15 protein-coding genes are annotated in these 16,970 nt (G+C 63.2%); 7 read left to right on the top strand and 8 right to left on the bottom strand.

The features are described 5' to 3' along the window. Window positions 1–8 precede the first annotated feature (8 nt). The 3 genes from ISP19_RS02685 (at window position 9) to ISP19_RS02675 (ending at window position 2,273) form a co-directional block, all read left to right on the top strand. On the top strand, window positions 9–878 hold the full coding sequence (locus ISP19_RS02685; protein ID WP_204679491.1) for a ParB/RepB/Spo0J family partition protein: 870 nt from the start codon (window positions 9–11) through the stop codon (window positions 876–878). A gap of 191 nt (window positions 879–1,069) precedes the next feature. Beyond that, window positions 1,070–1,786, top strand: a complete 717-nt coding sequence (locus ISP19_RS02680) for a glycosyltransferase (protein WP_204679489.1) — start codon at window positions 1,070–1,072, stop codon at window positions 1,784–1,786. A 112-nt stretch (window positions 1,787–1,898) separates the two neighbouring features. Beyond that, entirely contained in the window at window positions 1,899–2,273 is a 375-nt protein-coding gene (locus ISP19_RS02675; protein WP_204679487.1) for a DUF488 domain-containing protein, read from the top strand. Between the two features lie 148 nt (window positions 2,274–2,421). Here the strand turns inward: ISP19_RS02675 and ISP19_RS02670 are convergent, their stop codons facing one another. Together ISP19_RS02670 and ISP19_RS02665 are read right to left on the bottom strand one after the other, a co-directional pair. Continuing rightward, a complete protein-coding gene (locus ISP19_RS02670; RefSeq protein ID WP_204679485.1) occupies window positions 2,422–3,348 on the bottom strand; it encodes a patatin-like phospholipase family protein in 927 nt (308 codons plus the stop codon). 302 nt (window positions 3,349–3,650) lie between these two features. Next, window positions 3,651–4,622 carry a helix-turn-helix transcriptional regulator gene (locus tag ISP19_RS02665; RefSeq protein ID WP_204679483.1) on the bottom strand — a complete coding sequence of 324 codons (972 nt, stop codon included), beginning with the start codon at window positions 4,620–4,622 and terminating at the stop codon, window positions 3,651–3,653. A 141-nt stretch (window positions 4,623–4,763) separates the two neighbouring features. Between ISP19_RS02665 and ISP19_RS02660 the strand changes: the two genes are divergently transcribed. Both ISP19_RS02660 and ISP19_RS02655 read left to right on the top strand, forming a co-directional pair. Then, window positions 4,764–5,639 (top strand): hypothetical protein, encoded by an 876-nt coding sequence (locus ISP19_RS02660; protein WP_204679481.1) that lies wholly within the window; start codon window positions 4,764–4,766, stop codon window positions 5,637–5,639. A 100-nt stretch (window positions 5,640–5,739) separates the two neighbouring features. Further along, complete coding sequence (locus ISP19_RS02655; protein ID WP_204679479.1) at window positions 5,740–6,552, top strand: DUF481 domain-containing protein; 813 nt, start codon at window positions 5,740–5,742, stop codon at window positions 6,550–6,552. A 102-nt stretch (window positions 6,553–6,654) separates the two neighbouring features. Here the strand turns inward: ISP19_RS02655 and hemC are convergent, their stop codons facing one another. From hemC to ISP19_RS02630, 5 genes are all read right to left on the bottom strand, one after another. Then, window positions 6,655–7,572 carry a hydroxymethylbilane synthase gene (gene hemC / locus ISP19_RS02650; protein WP_204679477.1) on the bottom strand — a complete coding sequence of 306 codons (918 nt, stop codon included), beginning with the start codon at window positions 7,570–7,572 and terminating at the stop codon, window positions 6,655–6,657. Between the two features lie 51 nt (window positions 7,573–7,623). Further along, complete coding sequence (locus ISP19_RS02645) at window positions 7,624–8,328, bottom strand: LytR/AlgR family response regulator transcription factor (RefSeq protein WP_204679462.1); 705 nt, start codon at window positions 8,326–8,328, stop codon at window positions 7,624–7,626. Then, on the bottom strand, window positions 8,306–9,370 hold the full coding sequence (locus ISP19_RS02640; RefSeq protein WP_204679460.1) for a sensor histidine kinase: 1,065 nt from the start codon (window positions 9,368–9,370) through the stop codon (window positions 8,306–8,308). The genes ISP19_RS02645 and ISP19_RS02640 overlap by 23 nt, the downstream gene beginning before the upstream one ends. A gap of 31 nt (window positions 9,371–9,401) precedes the next feature. Next, a complete protein-coding gene (locus ISP19_RS02635) occupies window positions 9,402–10,067 on the bottom strand; it encodes an alpha/beta hydrolase (RefSeq protein WP_204679458.1) in 666 nt (221 codons plus the stop codon). 103 nt (window positions 10,068–10,170) lie between these two features. Further along, complete coding sequence (locus tag ISP19_RS02630) at window positions 10,171–12,282, bottom strand: prolyl oligopeptidase family serine peptidase (protein WP_204679456.1); 2,112 nt, start codon at window positions 12,280–12,282, stop codon at window positions 10,171–10,173. Between the two features lie 140 nt (window positions 12,283–12,422). On the opposite strand from ISP19_RS02630, the gene ISP19_RS02625 reads away from it, so the two are divergent. Both ISP19_RS02625 and ISP19_RS02620 read left to right on the top strand, forming a co-directional pair. Next, the gene (locus tag ISP19_RS02625) at window positions 12,423–14,855 is read left to right on the top strand and encodes a S9 family peptidase (protein ID WP_204679454.1); all 2,433 of its coding nucleotides are present in this window, start codon (window positions 12,423–12,425) and stop codon (window positions 14,853–14,855) included. A 327-nt stretch (window positions 14,856–15,182) separates the two neighbouring features. After that, on the top strand, window positions 15,183–16,586 hold the full coding sequence (locus tag ISP19_RS02620) for an MFS transporter (RefSeq protein WP_204679452.1): 1,404 nt from the start codon (window positions 15,183–15,185) through the stop codon (window positions 16,584–16,586). On the opposite strand, the gene ISP19_RS21665 is transcribed toward ISP19_RS02620, so the two are convergent. After that, the gene (locus tag ISP19_RS21665) at window positions 16,580–16,684 is read right to left on the bottom strand and encodes a hypothetical protein (protein WP_446682151.1); all 105 of its coding nucleotides are present in this window, start codon (window positions 16,682–16,684) and stop codon (window positions 16,580–16,582) included. The two genes, ISP19_RS02620 and ISP19_RS21665, sit on opposite strands and share 7 nt — an antisense overlap. Window positions 16,685–16,970 lie beyond the last annotated feature (286 nt).

The raw sequence follows: 16,970 nt of genomic DNA, 5'->3' as shown, positions 1-16,970 counted from the left end.
CTCTAAGCATGTCAGCGGCTAAAAAGCGTGGATTGGGACGTGGACTCGACGCCCTGCTCGGCGGTGGCGACACCAACACTCCATCCGTGATCGAACAGGAAGGCGAGCTGCGTGCGCTGCCGATCCAGTACATCCAGCCCGGTAAATACCAGCCGCGCCGCCACTGGAACGACGAAGCACTCGACGAGCTGGCCGCCTCGATCAAGGCCCAGGGCCTGATCCAGCCGGTGGTCGTGCGCGCCATCGGCAAGAACAGCTATGAGCTGATTGCCGGCGAACGCCGCTGGCGCGCGGCTCAGCGCGCCCAGCTCAGCGAGATTCCGGCGCTGGTGAAGGACGTACCCGAAGTCGCCGTGCCGGCGATGGCGCTGATCGAAAACATCCAGCGCCAGGACCTCACACCGCTGGAAGAGGCCGACGCCATCAAGCGTCTGATCGACGACTTCGATCTGACCCATCAGCAGGCCGCTGATGCGGTAGGCCGCTCACGCGCGGCAGTGTCCAACATGCTGCGCCTGATCGACCTGCCGGCCTCGATCAAACGCCTGCTCGACGACGGCAAGCTGGAAATGGGCCATGCGCGCTGCCTGCTTACCCTGCCCGAGCGCGATGCCGAAGCGCTGGCGCTGGAAGCGGCGCGCAACAACTGGAGCGTGCGCGAGCTGGAAGACGCCGCCCGCAAGGCGCAGACCGCGCCCAAGGGCAAGGCCAAGAGCGCCCCGGCGCGCGATCCGAATATCGACGCGCTGGAGCGCGAGCTGGCAGAGCGCTTCGCCACCAAGGTGGAAGTCGCGCACGGCCGCGGCGGCCGCGGCAAGGTCGTGATCCATTATCACAGCAACGACGAGCTGGAAGGGATTCTTGGCAAGATGCGATGACAGAGCGCAGAGCGAGGAGAGAGTGGAGAGGAGCGAGAAGTAAGAGGAAAAGCCCTCCCGCTCCTGATCTGCTCTCTCTCACTCCTCACTCCTCTCCACTCTCTCCTAAGCTCTTGCTGCCTCCATCCCGCAATTTTTGAACCTTACGCTGGCGCAACCAGGCGTCCATATCGCAATCCGGGGTTTCTTTCATGCCGCAACTCTCCGTCGTCGTGCCCGTCTTCAACGAACGCGACAACATCCCGCCGCTGCTCGCCGAAATCGCTGCCGCCCTGCGCGGCAAGGTGGATTTCGAGGTCGTCTATGTCGATGACGATTCCAGCGACGACAGCCGGGCGGTGTTGAACACGCAGAAAGCCAGCTATCCGGAATTGCGCGTGCTGCACCATGTGAACCGCAGCGGGCAGAGCACGGCCGTGTGGAATGGCGTGCGCGCCGCGCGTGCGCCGTGGGTGGCGACCCTGGACGGCGACGGCCAGAACGATCCGGCCGATATTTCCAAGCTGCTCGCCGCGCGCGATGCCGCCGAAGCGGATTTCAAGCTGTTTGCCGGCTGGCGCACCACGCGCCGGGACAGCTTCAACAAGCGCATTTCCTCCAAGATCGCCAACGCGGTGCGTTCGCGCATGCTGCGCGATAACACGCCCGATACCGGCTGTGGCCTCAAGCTGTTCGAGCGCGAGGTGTTCCTGCGCCTGCCGTACTTCGATCACATGCACCGCTATCTGCCGGCGCTGGTCAAGCGTGCGGGCTTCCGCAGCCAGAGCGTGCCGGTGGGACATCGTCCGCGCACGGCGGGCACCTCCAAGTACGGCATGCTCGACCGCTTGTGGGTGGGCGTGGCGGATCTGCGCGGGGTCGCATGGCTGATGCGCCGCGCCAAGGTCACCAGCGTCGAGGAAGCGTGAGCACCGGGAGTGCGTGAGGGGGCCGCCTTCTCTGGCACCTCACTCCTCTTCACTCACTCCTCGCCTTGAAGGCGTATGCTCAAAGGTCGTAGTTCCGTACGGGAGACCGTCCGTGAGTATTGCTGTCAAGCGCGTCTACGAGCCCGCCGCCAAGTCGGATGGCTATCGTGTGCTGGTCGATCGCATATGGCCGCGAGGCCTGAAGAAAGAAGACGCGGCCCTGGATATCTGGGCCCGCGAACTGGCGCCAAGCACGGCGTTGCGCGAATGGTTTGGCCATGATCCCGCTCGCTGGGAGTGTTTTCGTCATCGTTACGCCGGTGAACTGGACGCACGCAGAACCTTCTGGCGACCCTTGGTCGTCCAGGCTGAACGACATCGCGTCACGCTGCTCTATGGTGCGAAAGACGAGGAACACAATCAGGCCGTGGCGCTGAAGATGTACCTGGACAGCTGGATCAAGGTGAATGGGTGCGTTAGTGCCTGAATCGGGAATCGTTCGCGCATAGGACTTTGCGCTCAGCTGCGTTGCGATCACTGTACCGCGTCGTCCCGGCCTTCGCCGGGACGGCGCCAAAGTAGAAGCATCGCGTCTAACCCAACGATCCGTGCATGTATTCCCAACGCACGGCTTTTCAGGGATTCCACGCTGCCAGCGCCGCGCGGGTCTTTTCGCGGCCCAGCTCGATCAATTCGCGCGCACGATAAAACTCGTATGCGCTCGATACATTGCGCGCCAGTTGCACCAGCAGATCCGGTTGATAGGCCGCCAGGCGCAAGCGCGAGAGATTGGCCTGCATCAGATCCATCGACTGTCCCAACAGTTCCAGCGCGCCGGGTTCGTGCGTTTTCGGATCCAGCGGTTTCGTTTCGCCGCCCGGCAACAAGCGGCCCAGCAAACGGCCGATGCCGCGCTTGCCGGCGGTATCGCCGGCGGACATTTCCACCGGCAGGTTTGTATCGGCGGGTCCGTCAATGCTTACCGCCACCAGGTAATCAGCCGGATCACGAATCAACGGCGTGACGGGCACGGGATTGAGCAATGCGCCATCGACCAACAGGCGTCCATCGATGGCGTGCGGACGAAACAGCGTCGGTATCGCGATGGAGGCGCGAATGGCATCGAACAGCGAACCGCGCGTCAGCCATACTTCGCGTTCCCTCTCGATATCGGTGGCGACGGCAGTGAACGCGATCGGCAATTCTTCGATGCTGATATCGCCAATCAATTCCATCAAGGTGCCGATGATTTTCTCGCCCTTGATCAGGCCGCCACCGGAAAAGGAAAACGACCAGTCGACCAGTTTCAGCACGTCGAACTTGTCCAGCGAGCAGATCCAGTCGCGATAGACATCGAGCTTGCCCATGGCGTGAATACCGCCGATCAGCGCACCCATCGAACAACCGGCGATGGCGACGATCTGAAAACCCTGCGCTTCGAGCTCTTCAATAGCGCCAATATGCGCCAGGCCTTTGGCGCCGCCTGCGCCAAGCGCCAGCGCAATGGTCGGTTTACGCTTTGCCTTGGCAGCAGTTTCGTGTCGGGGATCGATGACAGCCATCCACGGCATGGTAGCGCGGGATACTAGGGCCTGTTAGCACTATTGGCGTGGCCAGCGCCGGGAGCTGTTTGCGCGCCAGCCAAGGAAGAGTGAAGGAGTGTACGTCGGTACACGACCGAGCGATGACGCCGGATGGTGGGCAAACAGACCCGGCCCTTCGGGTTGCCGAGGAGTGGCCGCCATGCGGCAGCGCGCGGCTTGCCTTGGCAGCCAGCCAAGCCTGCGCCGCGCACTACCACCTGACGACCACTCCACGGCAACGCGGGCTACGCCAATAGTGCTAACAGGCCCTAGGCGTTGGATTACTGATATCCGCCTAAGGCGAGTTGCAGCATGATCTTCATCTCTTCGCGCAACGGCAGCGGGGCCACGATTTCCGCATCCGGGCCGTACTTGAGTATGTCCATCAACAGCTCACGCGAATTGGAATACGGCAGCTGCAATTCGTAGCGTCCATCAGGCAGCCAAGTGCCCTTCTGCTGCGAATGCCAGTGCTCGTCGGCCACCCAGCGCGCGGCGTGGGCCGAGAAACGGATGGTGGCCCAGGCCTTGGGCTTGCCGGCGAAGATGCCGTAGCTGGAGGCCAACAGTTCATTGAGATCGTTTTCTGCCACGTCGGTGGCTGAGGTTTCCAGGGTGTGCGGTTCGGCAATGCGATCGACCGCAAAGCTGCGCAGGGCTTCGCGATCATGGTCCCAGGCATCCAGGTACCAGTTGTCGCGGTAGTGCGTCAGCCGCTGCGGCGACACCGTGCGGCGGCTTTCGTTATTGGTGGTGCGTGCGCGGTACAGGAAACGCAGTTGCTTACGATCGAGCACGGCGCCGGCAGTGATGCGGAAAGCCTGCTGGTCCAGCTTGCGTTCACCCCAGGGAATCACCCGGATGCGTTCGACCGGCAGCGCCTTGCCGCTGGCCTTGTCCGAAAGCAGGTTTTCAATGCGCGCCTTGAACGGAGCCAGCGCCCCGGCCAGCACGCCGGGGCCGCTGCGCCCGATCAGTTCGTTCAAAGCCAGCAGGGCGGCCAGCTCGTCCGAGGTCAGCCACAGTCCGGGCAGCTCAAAGCGCTGGCCTTCGGTGGCCTCGTAGCGGAAGGCCGCGTGCTCGCCGCCGGCGCTCTCGATCGGCGCCCCCAACGCATCGCGCAGGAAGGCGATATCGCGGTACAGCGTGGCACGCGAGCACTCAAGCTCGTCCATCAGCCTGGGCAACGGCACCGGGTAGTGGGCCGATTTCAGCAGACGGTGCAGGGTAAGAATGCGCTCGTAGCGATCCATGTCGACGTTCGGCAGCAGGTTTTGTGTAGCATGAGCATGCTACGTGACGCCCGCAAGCGTGCGTGTGGACTTTCCCCGGTCCTTATGGTGAAACCGCCCCAATCATCGCACCCGGTTAACGGCGACCAGGACACCCCACCGATGGGTCTGGCGCCTATGCTTCTGGAGGCCCTGGCCCTTTGCGGCTATGGCTTGTGGATGCTGCTTGCCCTGGCGTTGTCCCTGGGCGTCTACAGCACCGGCCGTGGCGATGCGCTGGTCCCGTTGTCCCTTGGTTGCATCTTCGTGAGTGCGGGGCTGGTTGCGGGCTGCCTGCGCTTGCGGGCAATGCCCGAGTGGCATGGCTGGCGGATCGGAACGAGCCAGCGGCCCACCCGCGAGGCCTTGCTGGCCCTGGCCACCTATCTGCCCATGCTGGGCCTGGCCGGCCTTGCCCGCGGCAATGAAACCTTCTGGGCCACGCGGCTGGTCAGCGTGGCGCTGCTGGTATGCAGCTTCTCGTGCCTGATCACCAGCGCCTACGGTTATCGCACCCGCCGCCTGGCCAGCAAGGCCGGCATCGCGATCCAGCTGCCAGTCAGCCGCGTGCTCTCGGCCTGGTATGGCGGTGGCCTGTGGTTATGGGTGTGCGTGATCTTCCAGGGCAACCTGACCGGCGGCGATGTCGAGCCCCTGCCGCTGGGGATCGGCCTGCTGCTGATGGCCATGCTGCTTGGCCTGGTCGACGGGCTGGGCTGGCAATCCTTGCGGGAGCCCGCGCTGGGCGAATACCAGCGCAGCGCGCATGGCTTGCAGTCCCGGCGGTTTCTCGCCGCGATCTTCATCTGGGTGATGCCCTGTCTGAGCCTGTTGCTGGTGCCGACCGTTCCTGGCGGGCGCTGGCTGGCCTTTTTTGCGGCAACCGCCTGCGTCATCGGCAAAAGTCTGGAGCTGTGGCTGTACGACTTCGCCCTGACGCGCTTCGCTCTGGCCCGTTCAGTGGAACCTGAACCGCTCTGGCCGCGCGATCGGCTCTAAGACCGATCCTTTAAGACCGATCTAAATATTCACTAAAGATTCAAGCCGTGCCGTTAAAGTGGCGCGTTCAACGGCTTTTTAACAATAGGACGACACAGCGATGAAATACATCCTGATGACCGGTCTGGCTTTCGCCACCCTGGCCACCTTCGCTGCCCAGGCACAGGACACCTCCTCCGGCACGCAGACCGCTTCCGGAGAGTGGACCGGTTCGGGTGAGGTGGGTTTTGCCTCGACCACCGGCAATTCCCGCTCTCAGAACATCAACGCAAAGCTGACCTTGAATCAGGAAACGGACCAGTGGAAGAACAACTTCTTCCTGGATGCCTTGCGCAACAAGGGTCAGGTGACCGTCACCGAACCCAATGGCACCTCGGCCAAGCAGTTCGATACCACGGCTGATCGCTACGACGTGGGCGCATCGGCGGGTTACAAGCTTGATCCGCGCAGCTACATTGTGACCGCATTCCGTTACGACCACGACGACTTCGCCGCCAATCGCTGGCAGGGCACCGTGTCGGTCGGTTACGGCTACCTGGCGCTGAAAACCGATCGCACGCAGCTCTCGGTGGAAATCGGTCCCGGTTATACCGAGTACCAGCCGGCCACCGGCACGCAGACCGTTAACGGCGAAACGGTGCCGTTGGTGGAGCCGCAACAAAGCGAAGCCGTGGCGCGTGGCCTGGTGAACTACAAGTACCGCCTCACCGATAACACGGCATTCGACGACACCTTCCTCACCGAAGCCGGTACCAAGAACACCTACCTGCAGAACGATGCAGGCCTGGCGGTAAGCATGACCAAGAAGCTGTCGATCAAGGTCGGCTTCCAGGTGCGTCACAACAGCGAAGTGCTGCCCGGCATTCGTCGCACCGATACGCTGGCCACGACCAACCTGGTCTACAACCTCTGATCGAAAACAAATACAACGCAGTTGATTCTTTCAAGCCTCTTCGCGCGCAAGCGCGGGAGGTTTTTTTCTTGACTGCACCCGGGGTTGTGCGCGGATAAAAAATCAGCGGCCAAGCAGCGCTTCGGCACCTTGCGCGAACAACGCTTGCGCCACCTTGTCACCCAGGGCCAGCGCATCATCCACGGTGCCGCTGTCTTCAGCGATCAGTAATCGTCCGCTGCTCACATCGCCCACCATGCCGCGCAGATGCAGGCCACGTTCGGCTACGGTGCACCATGCGCCGACGGGCACGGTGCAACTGCCACCGAGCGCCTGATTCATGGCGCGCTCGGCGGTCACCGCCAGGCGCGTGTCGGCATCGTCGAGCACCGCCAGTGCTTCCAGCACAGCGGGCTGATCCGCGCGCGCCTCGATCGCGATGGCGGCCTGGCCTGGTGCGGGCAGCCACGACGGTGCGGCGAGGCGACTGCGGATGCGGTCGTGCAGGCCCAGCCGTTCCAGGCCGGCGCAGGCGAGCAGGATCGCCTCGTAATGCCCGGCATCGAGTTTCTGCAAGCGGGTACCGACGTTGCCGCGCAGGTCGAGCAAGGTCAGATCGGGCCGCACCGCCCGCAGTTGTGCCTGCCGGCGCAAGGACGATGTGCCCACCCGCGCACCATGTGGCAGCGCCATCAGCTCGGCGTAGTCATTGCTCACGAACGCATCGGCAGCATCCGCGCGCGGCAGGATCGCCGGCAGCGCAAAGCCCGGTTCCAGTTCGGAGGGGACATCTTTCAGTGAGTGCACGGCCAGATCGGCGCGGTCTTCCAGCATCGCCACTTCGAGTTCCTTGAGGAACAGCCCCTTGCCACCGATCGTAGCCAGTGACTTGTCGAGAATTTCATCGCCACGCGTCGACAGCGGTACCAGTTCCACCCGCAGCCCCGGATGCGCTGCCCGCAACAATCCCGCCACATGTTCGGCTTGCCACAGTGCGAGCGCACTTTTGCGCGTGGCGATGCGCAGAGTCGAGGGCGTCATGGCAGTTCCGGAGGGGTTGGGGTGACGCTATTGTGGCGCACTTAAGGATGCTTAGCCCATGCGCAGCAGCTTGCGCAGTGTGGGCAAATTGCGGCGGCTTACTTCCGGGCTGAAATCCGTACCGGCCAGACGAGCCAGCACACGGCCATCGGTCAGTGTCTTCAGTCCGACCAGGCGATGGGCGGGAACCAGGCAATTGCGATGCAGGCGAATCAGCTGATCGGGATAGGTTTCTTCCAGCTGCCGCAGCGATTCGTCGAGCAGCAACTGGTCGCTATGGCGACGCGCGATGACGTACTTCTCTTCCGCCAGCAGGCAGATCACATCATCCAGCGCCATGCGCACCGGTTCGCCGCGCACGCGCGCATGCAACCAGCCGGTCGGCTCGCGTGGTTGCGTGTCCAGCCGCTGCCGCACACGTTTGAGTGCATCGCGCAGGCGTTCTACGCGCACCGGCTTGAGCAGGTAATCGGCGGCGCCGAGGTCGAACGCATGCACGGCGTGTGCTTCATAGGCCGTGCAGAAGACGATTTGCGGTCGCTGGCGGTTTGCCAGCTTTGCGGCCAGGGCCTTGCCGTCCAGACCGGGCATGTTGATGTCCAGCAGGAGCACATCGGGACGTGTTTCGGACAACACCGCGAGCGCGGTTTCGCCATCCCCGACGCTGCCGACGATGTCGACATCCTCACACTCGGCCAGCAAGGCCGCGAGGCGCGCGCGCGCCAGTGGCTCGTCATCGACGATCAGCACGCGCATGGCGTATCTCCACCGGCAAACGCAATGTCACTACAAAGCGGCCCTGCTGCGGCCCCGCTTCCACATTCGCGCGTGTACCAAAGTGATAAGCCACGCGCTGGCGCACGTTGTTCAGGCCGTGACCGCTACCACCCGTGCTCGGTGCGTCGGCCAGCGGGTTGTCGATCTCGATCAGCATCATGCCGTCTTCGCGCCTGACGCGCAGGATCACTTCGCCGCCTTCGCGCAAGGGTTGGATGCCGTGGCGCACCGCGTTTTCCACCAGCGGCTGCAACAGCAGCAGGGGCAGCGATGCCTCGCTCGGCAGGTCATCAAACTCACGGCGCACGTGCAGGCGATCGCCGAGGCGCAACTGTTCAATTGCCAGGTAGCGATCAACCAGTTGCAGTTCCTCGCCCAAGGTGGCGGTATGCGTGTCGTGCTGTCCCAGGGCGGCGCGGAACAGTTCCGAAAGATTTTCCACGGTACGCTCGGCGGCCACCGGATCGACCCGTACCAGCGCGGCGACCGTATTCATGCTGTTGAACAGAAAGTGCGGACGGATGCGCGCCTGCAAGGCCTCCACCTTGGCGTGGGCCACCGCCGCCAGGCGTGCCTGCCATTCGGCCAGTACGTAGAAATAACGCAGCATGGCCGCGCCGAGCAGGGCGGCGATCAGTGCGTTGTCGCGCACGAAGGCGCTCTGTGCGCTGAGGATCATCTGCATGTCCAGCACCCGGTCCATCCATTGCGCCAGCAAGCTGCCGATGGTCACGATCAGCACCATCACCGCCCATACACCGGCATACGGCAACAAGCCGGGCAGACGCAGCAACCAGGGACGCAGCTTGCACAGCGCCACCCCGGTCACCAGTCCCAGCCATTCCACAAACAGCATGCCGACGCTGAAGCCGCGCCAGCCACGGGTGCTCTCCGGAGCCAGCCAGGCCAGCGTGACGCACAGCGCACCGACCACCAGCAAGGCGGAAATCACCGGCAGGCTGCAGAAATCCGGCAGCGGACTATGCGGTTGGCTTGGCGCTTTGACAGTCGGTTCCGGCATGCGCGCAGTATGCCCGCAGCCGTGAAGGGTTTCAGCGCAGGCGTTCGCCGATCCAGTGGCGCAGATCCACGATTTCCTCCGGGCAGACCGCATGCGGCATCGGATAGGTATGCCATGCCACGTGGTAGCCAAGCGCTTCCAGGGCAGTGCGCGAGTCGAGGCCGCGTTGCAGGACCACCACCGGATCCAGCGTGCCATGTCCCCAGAAGATCGGTACCGCCGCATTGGCCGCGCTGCGTTCGGCAGCGAGCGAACCGGCGAGCGGCAGGTAGGTGGACAGGGCAATGATGCCCGCCAGCTTCTGCGCATGACGCAGACCGGCGGCCAGGGCAATCGCACCGCCCTGTGAAAAACCCGCAAGAAGAATGCGCTCGCTCGGCACCCCGCGTTCCTGCTCGCGGGCAATCAGGGCTTCCACCTGCGCGATCGATGCGCGCATGCCTGCTTCATCCTGGCGTGCCACCAGGTCGAACGCATAGATGTCGTACCAGGCCCGCATCGGCATGCCGCCGTTCACCGTCACCGGGCGTACCGGTGCATGCGGAAACACGAAGCGCAACGCCGGCCATTGCGGCGAAACCAGCTCCGGCACGATCGGGGCGAAGTCATGCCCATCCGCGCCCAGGCCATGCAGCCAGATCACACTGTAGGTAGGGCTGGCGGCGGTTTCGTTTTCAACAGCAGGAAGCAGGCTCATGGTGCAACTACGTAGATGGGATCAGCGCAGCGTAACCCAACAAAACCCGCGCGAACATGTTGGCTTACCCCGGACCCAGTCCGGGGCAAGCCAGCACGACACGCTACTTCGCAGCCAGGCCGAGCTCCTGCGCGAAGAACGTCAGCAGGATCGCCGTATTTCCCACCCGCTGACTAAACGGCGCACCGATGCCGTGCCCGGCATTCATGCGCGTCAACAACAGAATCGGTTGATCCGAGCTCGTGGCGTTCTGCAACGCTGCGGTGAACTTGCGCGACTGCCACGGCGCAACCCGCGGATCGTTGGCGCCGGTGGTCATCAAGACCGCCGGATACGCGGTATGCGGCTTCACGTTCTGCAACGGTGAATAGGCCAGCGTGGCCTTGAACTGCGCCGGGTCACTGATCGAGCCGTATTCGCTGACGTTGTAAGCGCCATTGGCGAAATCCGTTTCATGGCGAATCATGTCGTAGATGCCCACCAGCGACACCACCGCGCGATAGTCACCCGGATGTTGCACCAGCGACGCGCCCATCAACAGGCCGCCATTGCTGCCGCCGAGAATGCCCAGATGCTGACGGTCGGTCCAATGTGTATCGAGCAGCGCCAACGCCGCGGCATGGAAATCGTCGAAGACGTTCTGCTTGTGCAGCTTCTGGCCCTGTGCGTGCCAATCCTCGCCGTATTCATTGCCGCCGCGGATATTGGCGAAGGCCAGCACGCCACCGCGTTCCAGCCAGGCCAGTTCCGGACCGACGAAGTGCGGGGCGATCGGAATATCGAAGCCGCCGTAGCTGTAGAGAATGGTCGGGCGCTGGCCATTGGGCGTGATGCCGTGCATCGACAACACCGTGACCGGCACCTTGGTGCCATCCTTCGACACGCCCTCGACGTGCTGCACCTCAACCTTGCTGTAATCACCGGCGGGCTTCACTTCGAACACCGTGTTCACCGTACCGGTCTTTGCATCGAAGTCGGCCCAGCGCGAGGGCAGGGTCCAGCCGCCGTAGGTGATCAGTGCGTGATCCTGCCCCTCATCGGAGGCGATGCCTTCAACGCCGATATCATGTTCCGGCAGCCCGACGCGGCGCACGAACTGGCCTTGTGCGTCGTACTGCTCTACCCACCAGTCCGGACCCCAGCTGCGTGTCACCAGAAAACCACCGGCGACCGGCTCCACGTCTTGCAGCGCGCCATCACGCTGCGCCACTACCGTGCTGACCTTGCCTTGCGCATCGATCGCCAGCACCTTGCCGCGCGGCGCATCGGCAAAGCTGGTCACGAGCAGGCGCTGGCCAACCCAGCTGGCGCCGCGTACGTTGGCCTCGTCGCCCAGCACCTTGTTCCAGCGGGTGCCTTCGCGCAGATAGACCTCGGCCGGACCGCCGTCGCCCACGTTGGCAAGCACGGCCAGCTGCCTGGCGCCTGGCGAGGTGAGCAAACGATATTCGGCCGCTTTCGAATAAGCCTGGCCGAACACCACGCGATCGGATGTCGATGCCTGGCCGATCACGTGATGCACCAGCGCCGCATCGAACTGGCGCACTTCCTTGCCCGCGGGCGGCAGCGGGAAGCGCACATAGGTAAAGCCGTGCTCGTCCGCGTCCCAGGCCACGCCCTCCGGCGTGGTACCACCGCCGGCATATGGCAAGGCATCGCTCAATGCTTTGCCGGTGGTGACATCCAGCACATGCAAGGTGGTCAGCTCGCTACCGCCCTCGGCGGTGCCGTACGCCAGATAACGGCCACTCGGCGACGGCCAGTAACCGGTGATGGCGGTATTGCCCTCATTCGCATTGAGATCCACCAGCACGCGCGCCTTGCCATTCGGCCAGGCCTGCGCCATCAGTTGCGGCTGCGGTTGCGGCGGTGTTTCCTGCATGTAGAACAGCGTGCCGCCGGCCAGCAACGGCGAAGAACGCGTGGTCGAAGTGATCGCGAGCTGCTGCACGCGCGCATTCATCGCCTTGCCGTCGGGCATGGCGGCAAGCACGGCTTCGGTATGGGCGTTCTGCGCGGCGATCCATGCTTGCACGGCCGGATCCTGCGGGTTCTCCAGCCAGCGATAAGGATCGTCCACCGTCACGCCGTGCAAGCTGCTGGAAGCGGGATGCGCAGGCGAAGCGGGTGGTGGTGATGCGTTACTGGCATGCGCGGCAACGGCCGCAGCCAGGGCAAGAACAGGCAGGCGACGCAATAAGGAATGCATAGGCATGGGTTCCTTCTATGCCGCAAGGATGTGCGGCTGGCCTCCCAGCCTAAACCGCGCGCGGCATACCAAGGAACGGGACCCTTGGCGCTTGCCAGACCGGCGCGCTTGGCTATGCTGACCGGTTTTCGACTACGGAGCGATCCATGCGCCGCCTGCTGCTTGCCGGTCTCATAGCCTTTTCCGTCCTGCCCGTGGCAGCAGAAACCGCGCCGAGTGCGCAACCGCTTGATCTGGAAACCATCATGGCCAATCCGGATTGGATGGGTCAGGCGGTGGAAAATCCGTATTGGAGCGTCGACGGCCGCAACCTGTATTACAGCCTCAAGCGCGACGGCAGTCCGGTGCATGACCTCTACCGTGTCGATCCCGCCACCGGCCAGAGCACCAGGCTCGCTCCGTCGGCCATGGCCCAGGCGGAAGGCCCGGCGGTATATGACCGCGCGCACCAGCATGCCGCCTTCATCCTGCATGGCGATGTCTTCCTGGTCGATCTGGCCAGCGGCCGGCGCGTGCAGGTGACGCGCAGCCCGCAGCCGGAATCATCACCGCAGTTTTCCGGCGATGGCCGTTCGCTGCAATTCCGCGACGGTAACAACTGGTACATCTATGACCTGGCCAGCGGCGTCACCTCGCCCGCAGCGGTGTTGAAATTCACCGACGATCCGCAGGCCAAGCAGCCTTCCACGCTGGAACAGCAACAGCTCGACCTGTTCAAGGAGCTGCGCCAAAACAAGCAGGACAAAGATGCCCTGCACGCGGACCAGGAAGCCTTGGCTGCGGGCGATCCCACCCGTGCGCCGCTGCCGTTCTATCTCGGCGACAAAGTGCAGGCCGTGGATACCGAGCTCTCGCCGGACGGTCGCTGGATGCTGGTGGTGACGCAACCGGCGCATTACGAGGATGGCAAAGCGCCGTACGTGGTTCACTACGTCACCGAATCGGGCTACACCGAAACCGAAGATGCGCGCACCTATGTCGGCCGCAATGATCCGGCGCCGCAGTCGGTGCTGCTGCTCGATCTGAGCACGCACAAGCAATACCCGCTCTCCACCGACAACCTTCCCGGCATCAAGGACGATCCGCTCAAGGCGATCCGCGGCAAAACCGTCGCCGCGCTCGAAAAGGCCGGCAAGGACGACGAAGCCAAGGCACTGAAGGCGCCCGATGTGCGCCCCGTGACGATGTACAGCATGGATAGCGGCACCGCGGGCATCGCGTGGAACGACGATGGAAGCAACGTCGCGCTGGAATTTCTTTCCATCGACAACAAGGATCGCTGGATCGCCACCATCGATTTCAGCAAGCACGCGTTCGTGCCGCAGCATCGTCTGCACAACGATGCGTGGATCAACTGGGTCTTCAACGATTTCGGCTGGCTCAAGGACAACCGCACGCTGTGGTACCTCAGTGAGGAAGCCGGCTACTCCCAGCTTTATACAAAGCCGTTGGATGGTGCGGCCAAGGCCCTGACTAGCGGCAAGTTCGAAGTCAGCGAACCGCAGCTTTCCAACGACGGCAAATGGTTTTACCTGCGCACCAACCAGGTGGCGCCGTACAGCTATGACGTGTATCGCGTGCCGTCGAGCGGTGGCAGCTTGAGCCGTGTCACCCAGTACGGCGGCATGGATCAGTTCGCACTATCGCCCGATGGCAATCAGCTTGCCGTGTTGCATTCGTCCGCCTACGTGTTGCCGCAGCTGGCGGTGCAGAGTGCGCAAGGTGGTACATCGCGCGAACTCACCAACACCATGAAGCCGGGCTTCACCGCGCACGCGTGGATCGAGCCGAAGATCGTCGAGGTGCCGTCATCGCACGGTGCCGGCGTGATCTACGCCAAATACTATGGACCCGCGAATGAAACCGACGCCGCGTCCTCGCGTCCCGCGGTGATCTTTGTGCATGGCGCGGGCTATCTGCAGGATGTCACCGAATCGGCCACTTACTACCAGCACGAGCAATTGTTCAACAACCTGCTGGTGCAACAGGGTTACGTGGTGCTCGATATGGATTACCGCGCATCCCAAGGCTATGGCAGCGCCTGGCGCACCGCCATCTATCGCCAGATGGGCCATCCCGAGCTGGAGGACCTGCTCGACGGCAAGGCCTGGCTGGTGAAAAACCACGGCGTCGATCCGAAGCGCGTAGGCATCTATGGCGGCAGCTACGGCGGCTTCATGACCGAGATGGCCTTGCTGCGCGCACCGGGCGAGTTTGCCGCCGGCGCAGCGCAACGTCCGCCGGCTGACTGGATCACCTACAACGACCAGTACACTTCCGGCATCCTCAACACCCCGCAGCTCGATCCGGAGGCGTACAAGATCAGCTCGCCGATCACCTACGCCGAGAACCTGCGCGATCCGCTGCTGATCAACCACGGCCTGATCGACGACAACGTCATGGCCAGCGACTCCGTCCGCCTGTACGAACGCTTCGTCGAACTGCACAAGAAGAACTTCTGGATCTCGGTGTATCCGCTGGAGCGACACGAATTCGAACACGCCGATTCGTGGTACGACGAATACCGCCGTATCGATGAGTTGTTCGAAACCTGGGTGAAGCCCACGGCTGCCCACTAACGCGATCTCGCGCTCTACTCCCTCTCCCCTCCGGGGAGAGAGCCTGCCCCGGACTTGATCCGGGGGTTGGGGTGAGGGGCCGCGCTTGCGGTGATCTTCAAAGCTGCGCCTGCTATTTCTGCAAAGCTCTTCGCGAGGTTGACCCCTCACCTCGGTCCTCTCCTCGCTCCTCATAGCCGAGCACATCCATGTGCTCTCCCCGCGTGCCCCGGAGGAAAAGCGGAGTCCTTTACCCTGAACAAAATCCGGATATTACGTCCCACAACAAAATATCCATCATCGCAGCGCCATAAGCTTCAACCATCCGCCCGCCAGACCTGATTGGTGATGAACCAGCGATCTTTTCACCGCGGCATCGCGCGCATCACTACCGCGACGAGTTTCGGCTTCGCGCTGGTACAACTCGATGTCACCATCGTCAACGTCGCCTTGCCGCACATGGCCAATGATCTGCATACCGGCGTGGCCGGCCTGCAGTGGGTGGTGGATGCCTATGCACTGACCTTTGCAGCGCTGCTGCTCGGCATGGGCTACCTCGGCGATCGGCTTGGCGCACGCCGGGTCTATCTCGGCGGCATGGCGATGTTTGCCCTCGCTTCGATGCTGTGTGGCTGCGCGACTGACACCGTGACGCTGATTATCGGCAGAGCCCTGCAAGGCCTGGGGGCGGCCGCGATGATGCCGTGTTCACTCGCCCTGCTCAGTCACGCCACCGCTCACGAACACAGCTTGCGCGCCCGTGCGGTGGGTTGGTGGACGGCGGCCGGCAGCATCACGATTGCTGCGGGTCCTATCGTCGGCGGTTTGCTGATGAGCATCGCCAACTGGCGCAGCATTTTCTTCGTGAATGTGCCGGTCTGCCTGTTCGGCGCATGGCTCACGTTGCGCGTACCGGAAACGGAGCACAAAGCACGGCATCGGCATTTCGATCTGCCCGGGCAACTGCTGGCCATCCTGGCGTTGACGGGACTCACCATGGCGGTGATCGAGGCGCATCCGCTGGGCTGGACGCATCCGTTGGTGCTGTGCTGCGTGATCACGATATTGATCACCGTACCCCTGTTCCTGCTGGTCGAATCGCGCAGTCCTGCGCCGATGCTGCCGCTGCGTTTTTTCAAAGCGCCAGGATTCAGCATGGCCGTCACGTACGGCATCATCATGAACTTCACTTACTACGGCATCGTCTTCCTGCTCAGCCTTTATCTTCAGCGCGTGCTTGGCTACAGCGCCTTGCATACCGGCCTGGCATACCTCCCACTTACCGCCACCTTCTTCGGCGTCAATATCTTCAGCGGCTGGCTGGTGGGAAAAGTCGGCGCGCGCCTGCCAATGGTATTGGGCGCCCTGATCGATGCCGCGGGCTTCGGTTTGTTCCTGCTGCTTGGTGCAAGCAGCCCGTACTTGCTGATGCTGCCGGCATTCGCCCTGTTGCCGCTGGGCATGGGGCTCGGAGTTCCGGCGATGACGACGACCGTGCTCTCGGCGGTGGAAAAGGAAGCTTCAGGTACGGCGTCGGGTGTACTGAACGCCGCACGACAAGCTGCCGGTGCAATGGGCGTGGCCCTGTTCGGCGCATTGGCGGGCGATCGCAACGATCAGATCGTGCGAGGCCTGCATTTGTCATCGCTGATCGCGGTGTTGTTGTTGCTGGTCGTAGCCGTGCTGGCGTTTCGCAGCATGGCGTCGATGGTCGTATCCAGGCACAGCAGTGTGGACGCCGTGGATTATTGAGCCTGCGGCAGGCAAGTCTGCAAATAAGACGCGATGGGTGTGGGCGCCTTGTCCTTCGTTACGAGACCAACGTAGCCATCCGGTCGAATCAGCAGCAAGGTATCGGATGAGATGTCATAGCCTCGTTTCGCGTGTGAGGGCGCCCACGCTCTACTGGCGCTTCAAGAACAAGCGGGACCTGGTGGATGACTCGGCCACCCAGGTACTGGTCGAGGGCTGAATCCTTTCAGCACCAACCGTAACCTGCGACGTGGCCGGAATGGGCGGCAGCCTATGGGCGAAATCGCGCCAAACCCTGCTTCGCTATTGCGATGGCGCCAGCATGGTCTCGGGCTCCCGCCTGACCGACACCCGGCTCTACGCCCCGTCGGTCCGGGCGTGTTC

This window comes from Dyella flava, from assembly GCF_016904955.1.
Taxonomy (GTDB): Bacteria; Pseudomonadota; Gammaproteobacteria; order Xanthomonadales; family Rhodanobacteraceae; genus Dyella_B; species Dyella_B flava.
This window is presented reverse-complemented; position numbering and strand designations above follow the sequence as displayed.

What these genes read in the sequence shown, in the direction of transcription:
- ISP19_RS02670 (WP_204679485.1), bottom strand. Translation starts at nt 3,348, where the DNA reads ATGGCTGTCATCGATCCCCGACACGAAACTGCTGCCAAGGCAAAGCGT.
- ISP19_RS02655 (WP_204679479.1), top strand. Translation starts at nt 5,740, where the DNA reads ATGAAATACATCCTGATGACCGGTCTGGCTTTCGCCACCCTGGCCACC.
- ISP19_RS02620 (WP_204679452.1), top strand. Translation starts at nt 15,183, where the DNA reads ATGAACCAGCGATCTTTTCACCGCGGCATCGCGCGCATCACTACCGCG.
- ISP19_RS02660 (WP_204679481.1), top strand. Translation starts at nt 4,764, where the DNA reads ATGGGTCTGGCGCCTATGCTTCTGGAGGCCCTGGCCCTTTGCGGCTAT.
- ISP19_RS02640 (WP_204679460.1), bottom strand. Translation starts at nt 9,370, where the DNA reads ATGCCGGAACCGACTGTCAAAGCGCCAAGCCAACCGCATAGTCCGCTG.
- ISP19_RS02635 (WP_204679458.1), bottom strand. Translation starts at nt 10,067, where the DNA reads ATGAGCCTGCTTCCTGCTGTTGAAAACGAAACCGCCGCCAGCCCTACC.
- ISP19_RS02685 (WP_204679491.1), top strand. Translation starts at nt 9, where the DNA reads ATGTCAGCGGCTAAAAAGCGTGGATTGGGACGTGGACTCGACGCCCTG.
- ISP19_RS02645 (WP_204679462.1), bottom strand. Translation starts at nt 8,328, where the DNA reads ATGCGCGTGCTGATCGTCGATGACGAGCCACTGGCGCGCGCGCGCCTC.
- hemC (WP_204679477.1), bottom strand. Translation starts at nt 7,572, where the DNA reads ATGACGCCCTCGACTCTGCGCATCGCCACGCGCAAAAGTGCGCTCGCA.
- ISP19_RS02630 (WP_204679456.1), bottom strand. Translation starts at nt 12,282, where the DNA reads ATGCCTATGCATTCCTTATTGCGTCGCCTGCCTGTTCTTGCCCTGGCT.
- ISP19_RS02665 (WP_204679483.1), bottom strand. Translation starts at nt 4,622, where the DNA reads ATGGATCGCTACGAGCGCATTCTTACCCTGCACCGTCTGCTGAAATCG.
- ISP19_RS02625 (WP_204679454.1), top strand. Translation starts at nt 12,423, where the DNA reads ATGCGCCGCCTGCTGCTTGCCGGTCTCATAGCCTTTTCCGTCCTGCCC.
- ISP19_RS02680 (WP_204679489.1), top strand. Translation starts at nt 1,070, where the DNA reads ATGCCGCAACTCTCCGTCGTCGTGCCCGTCTTCAACGAACGCGACAAC.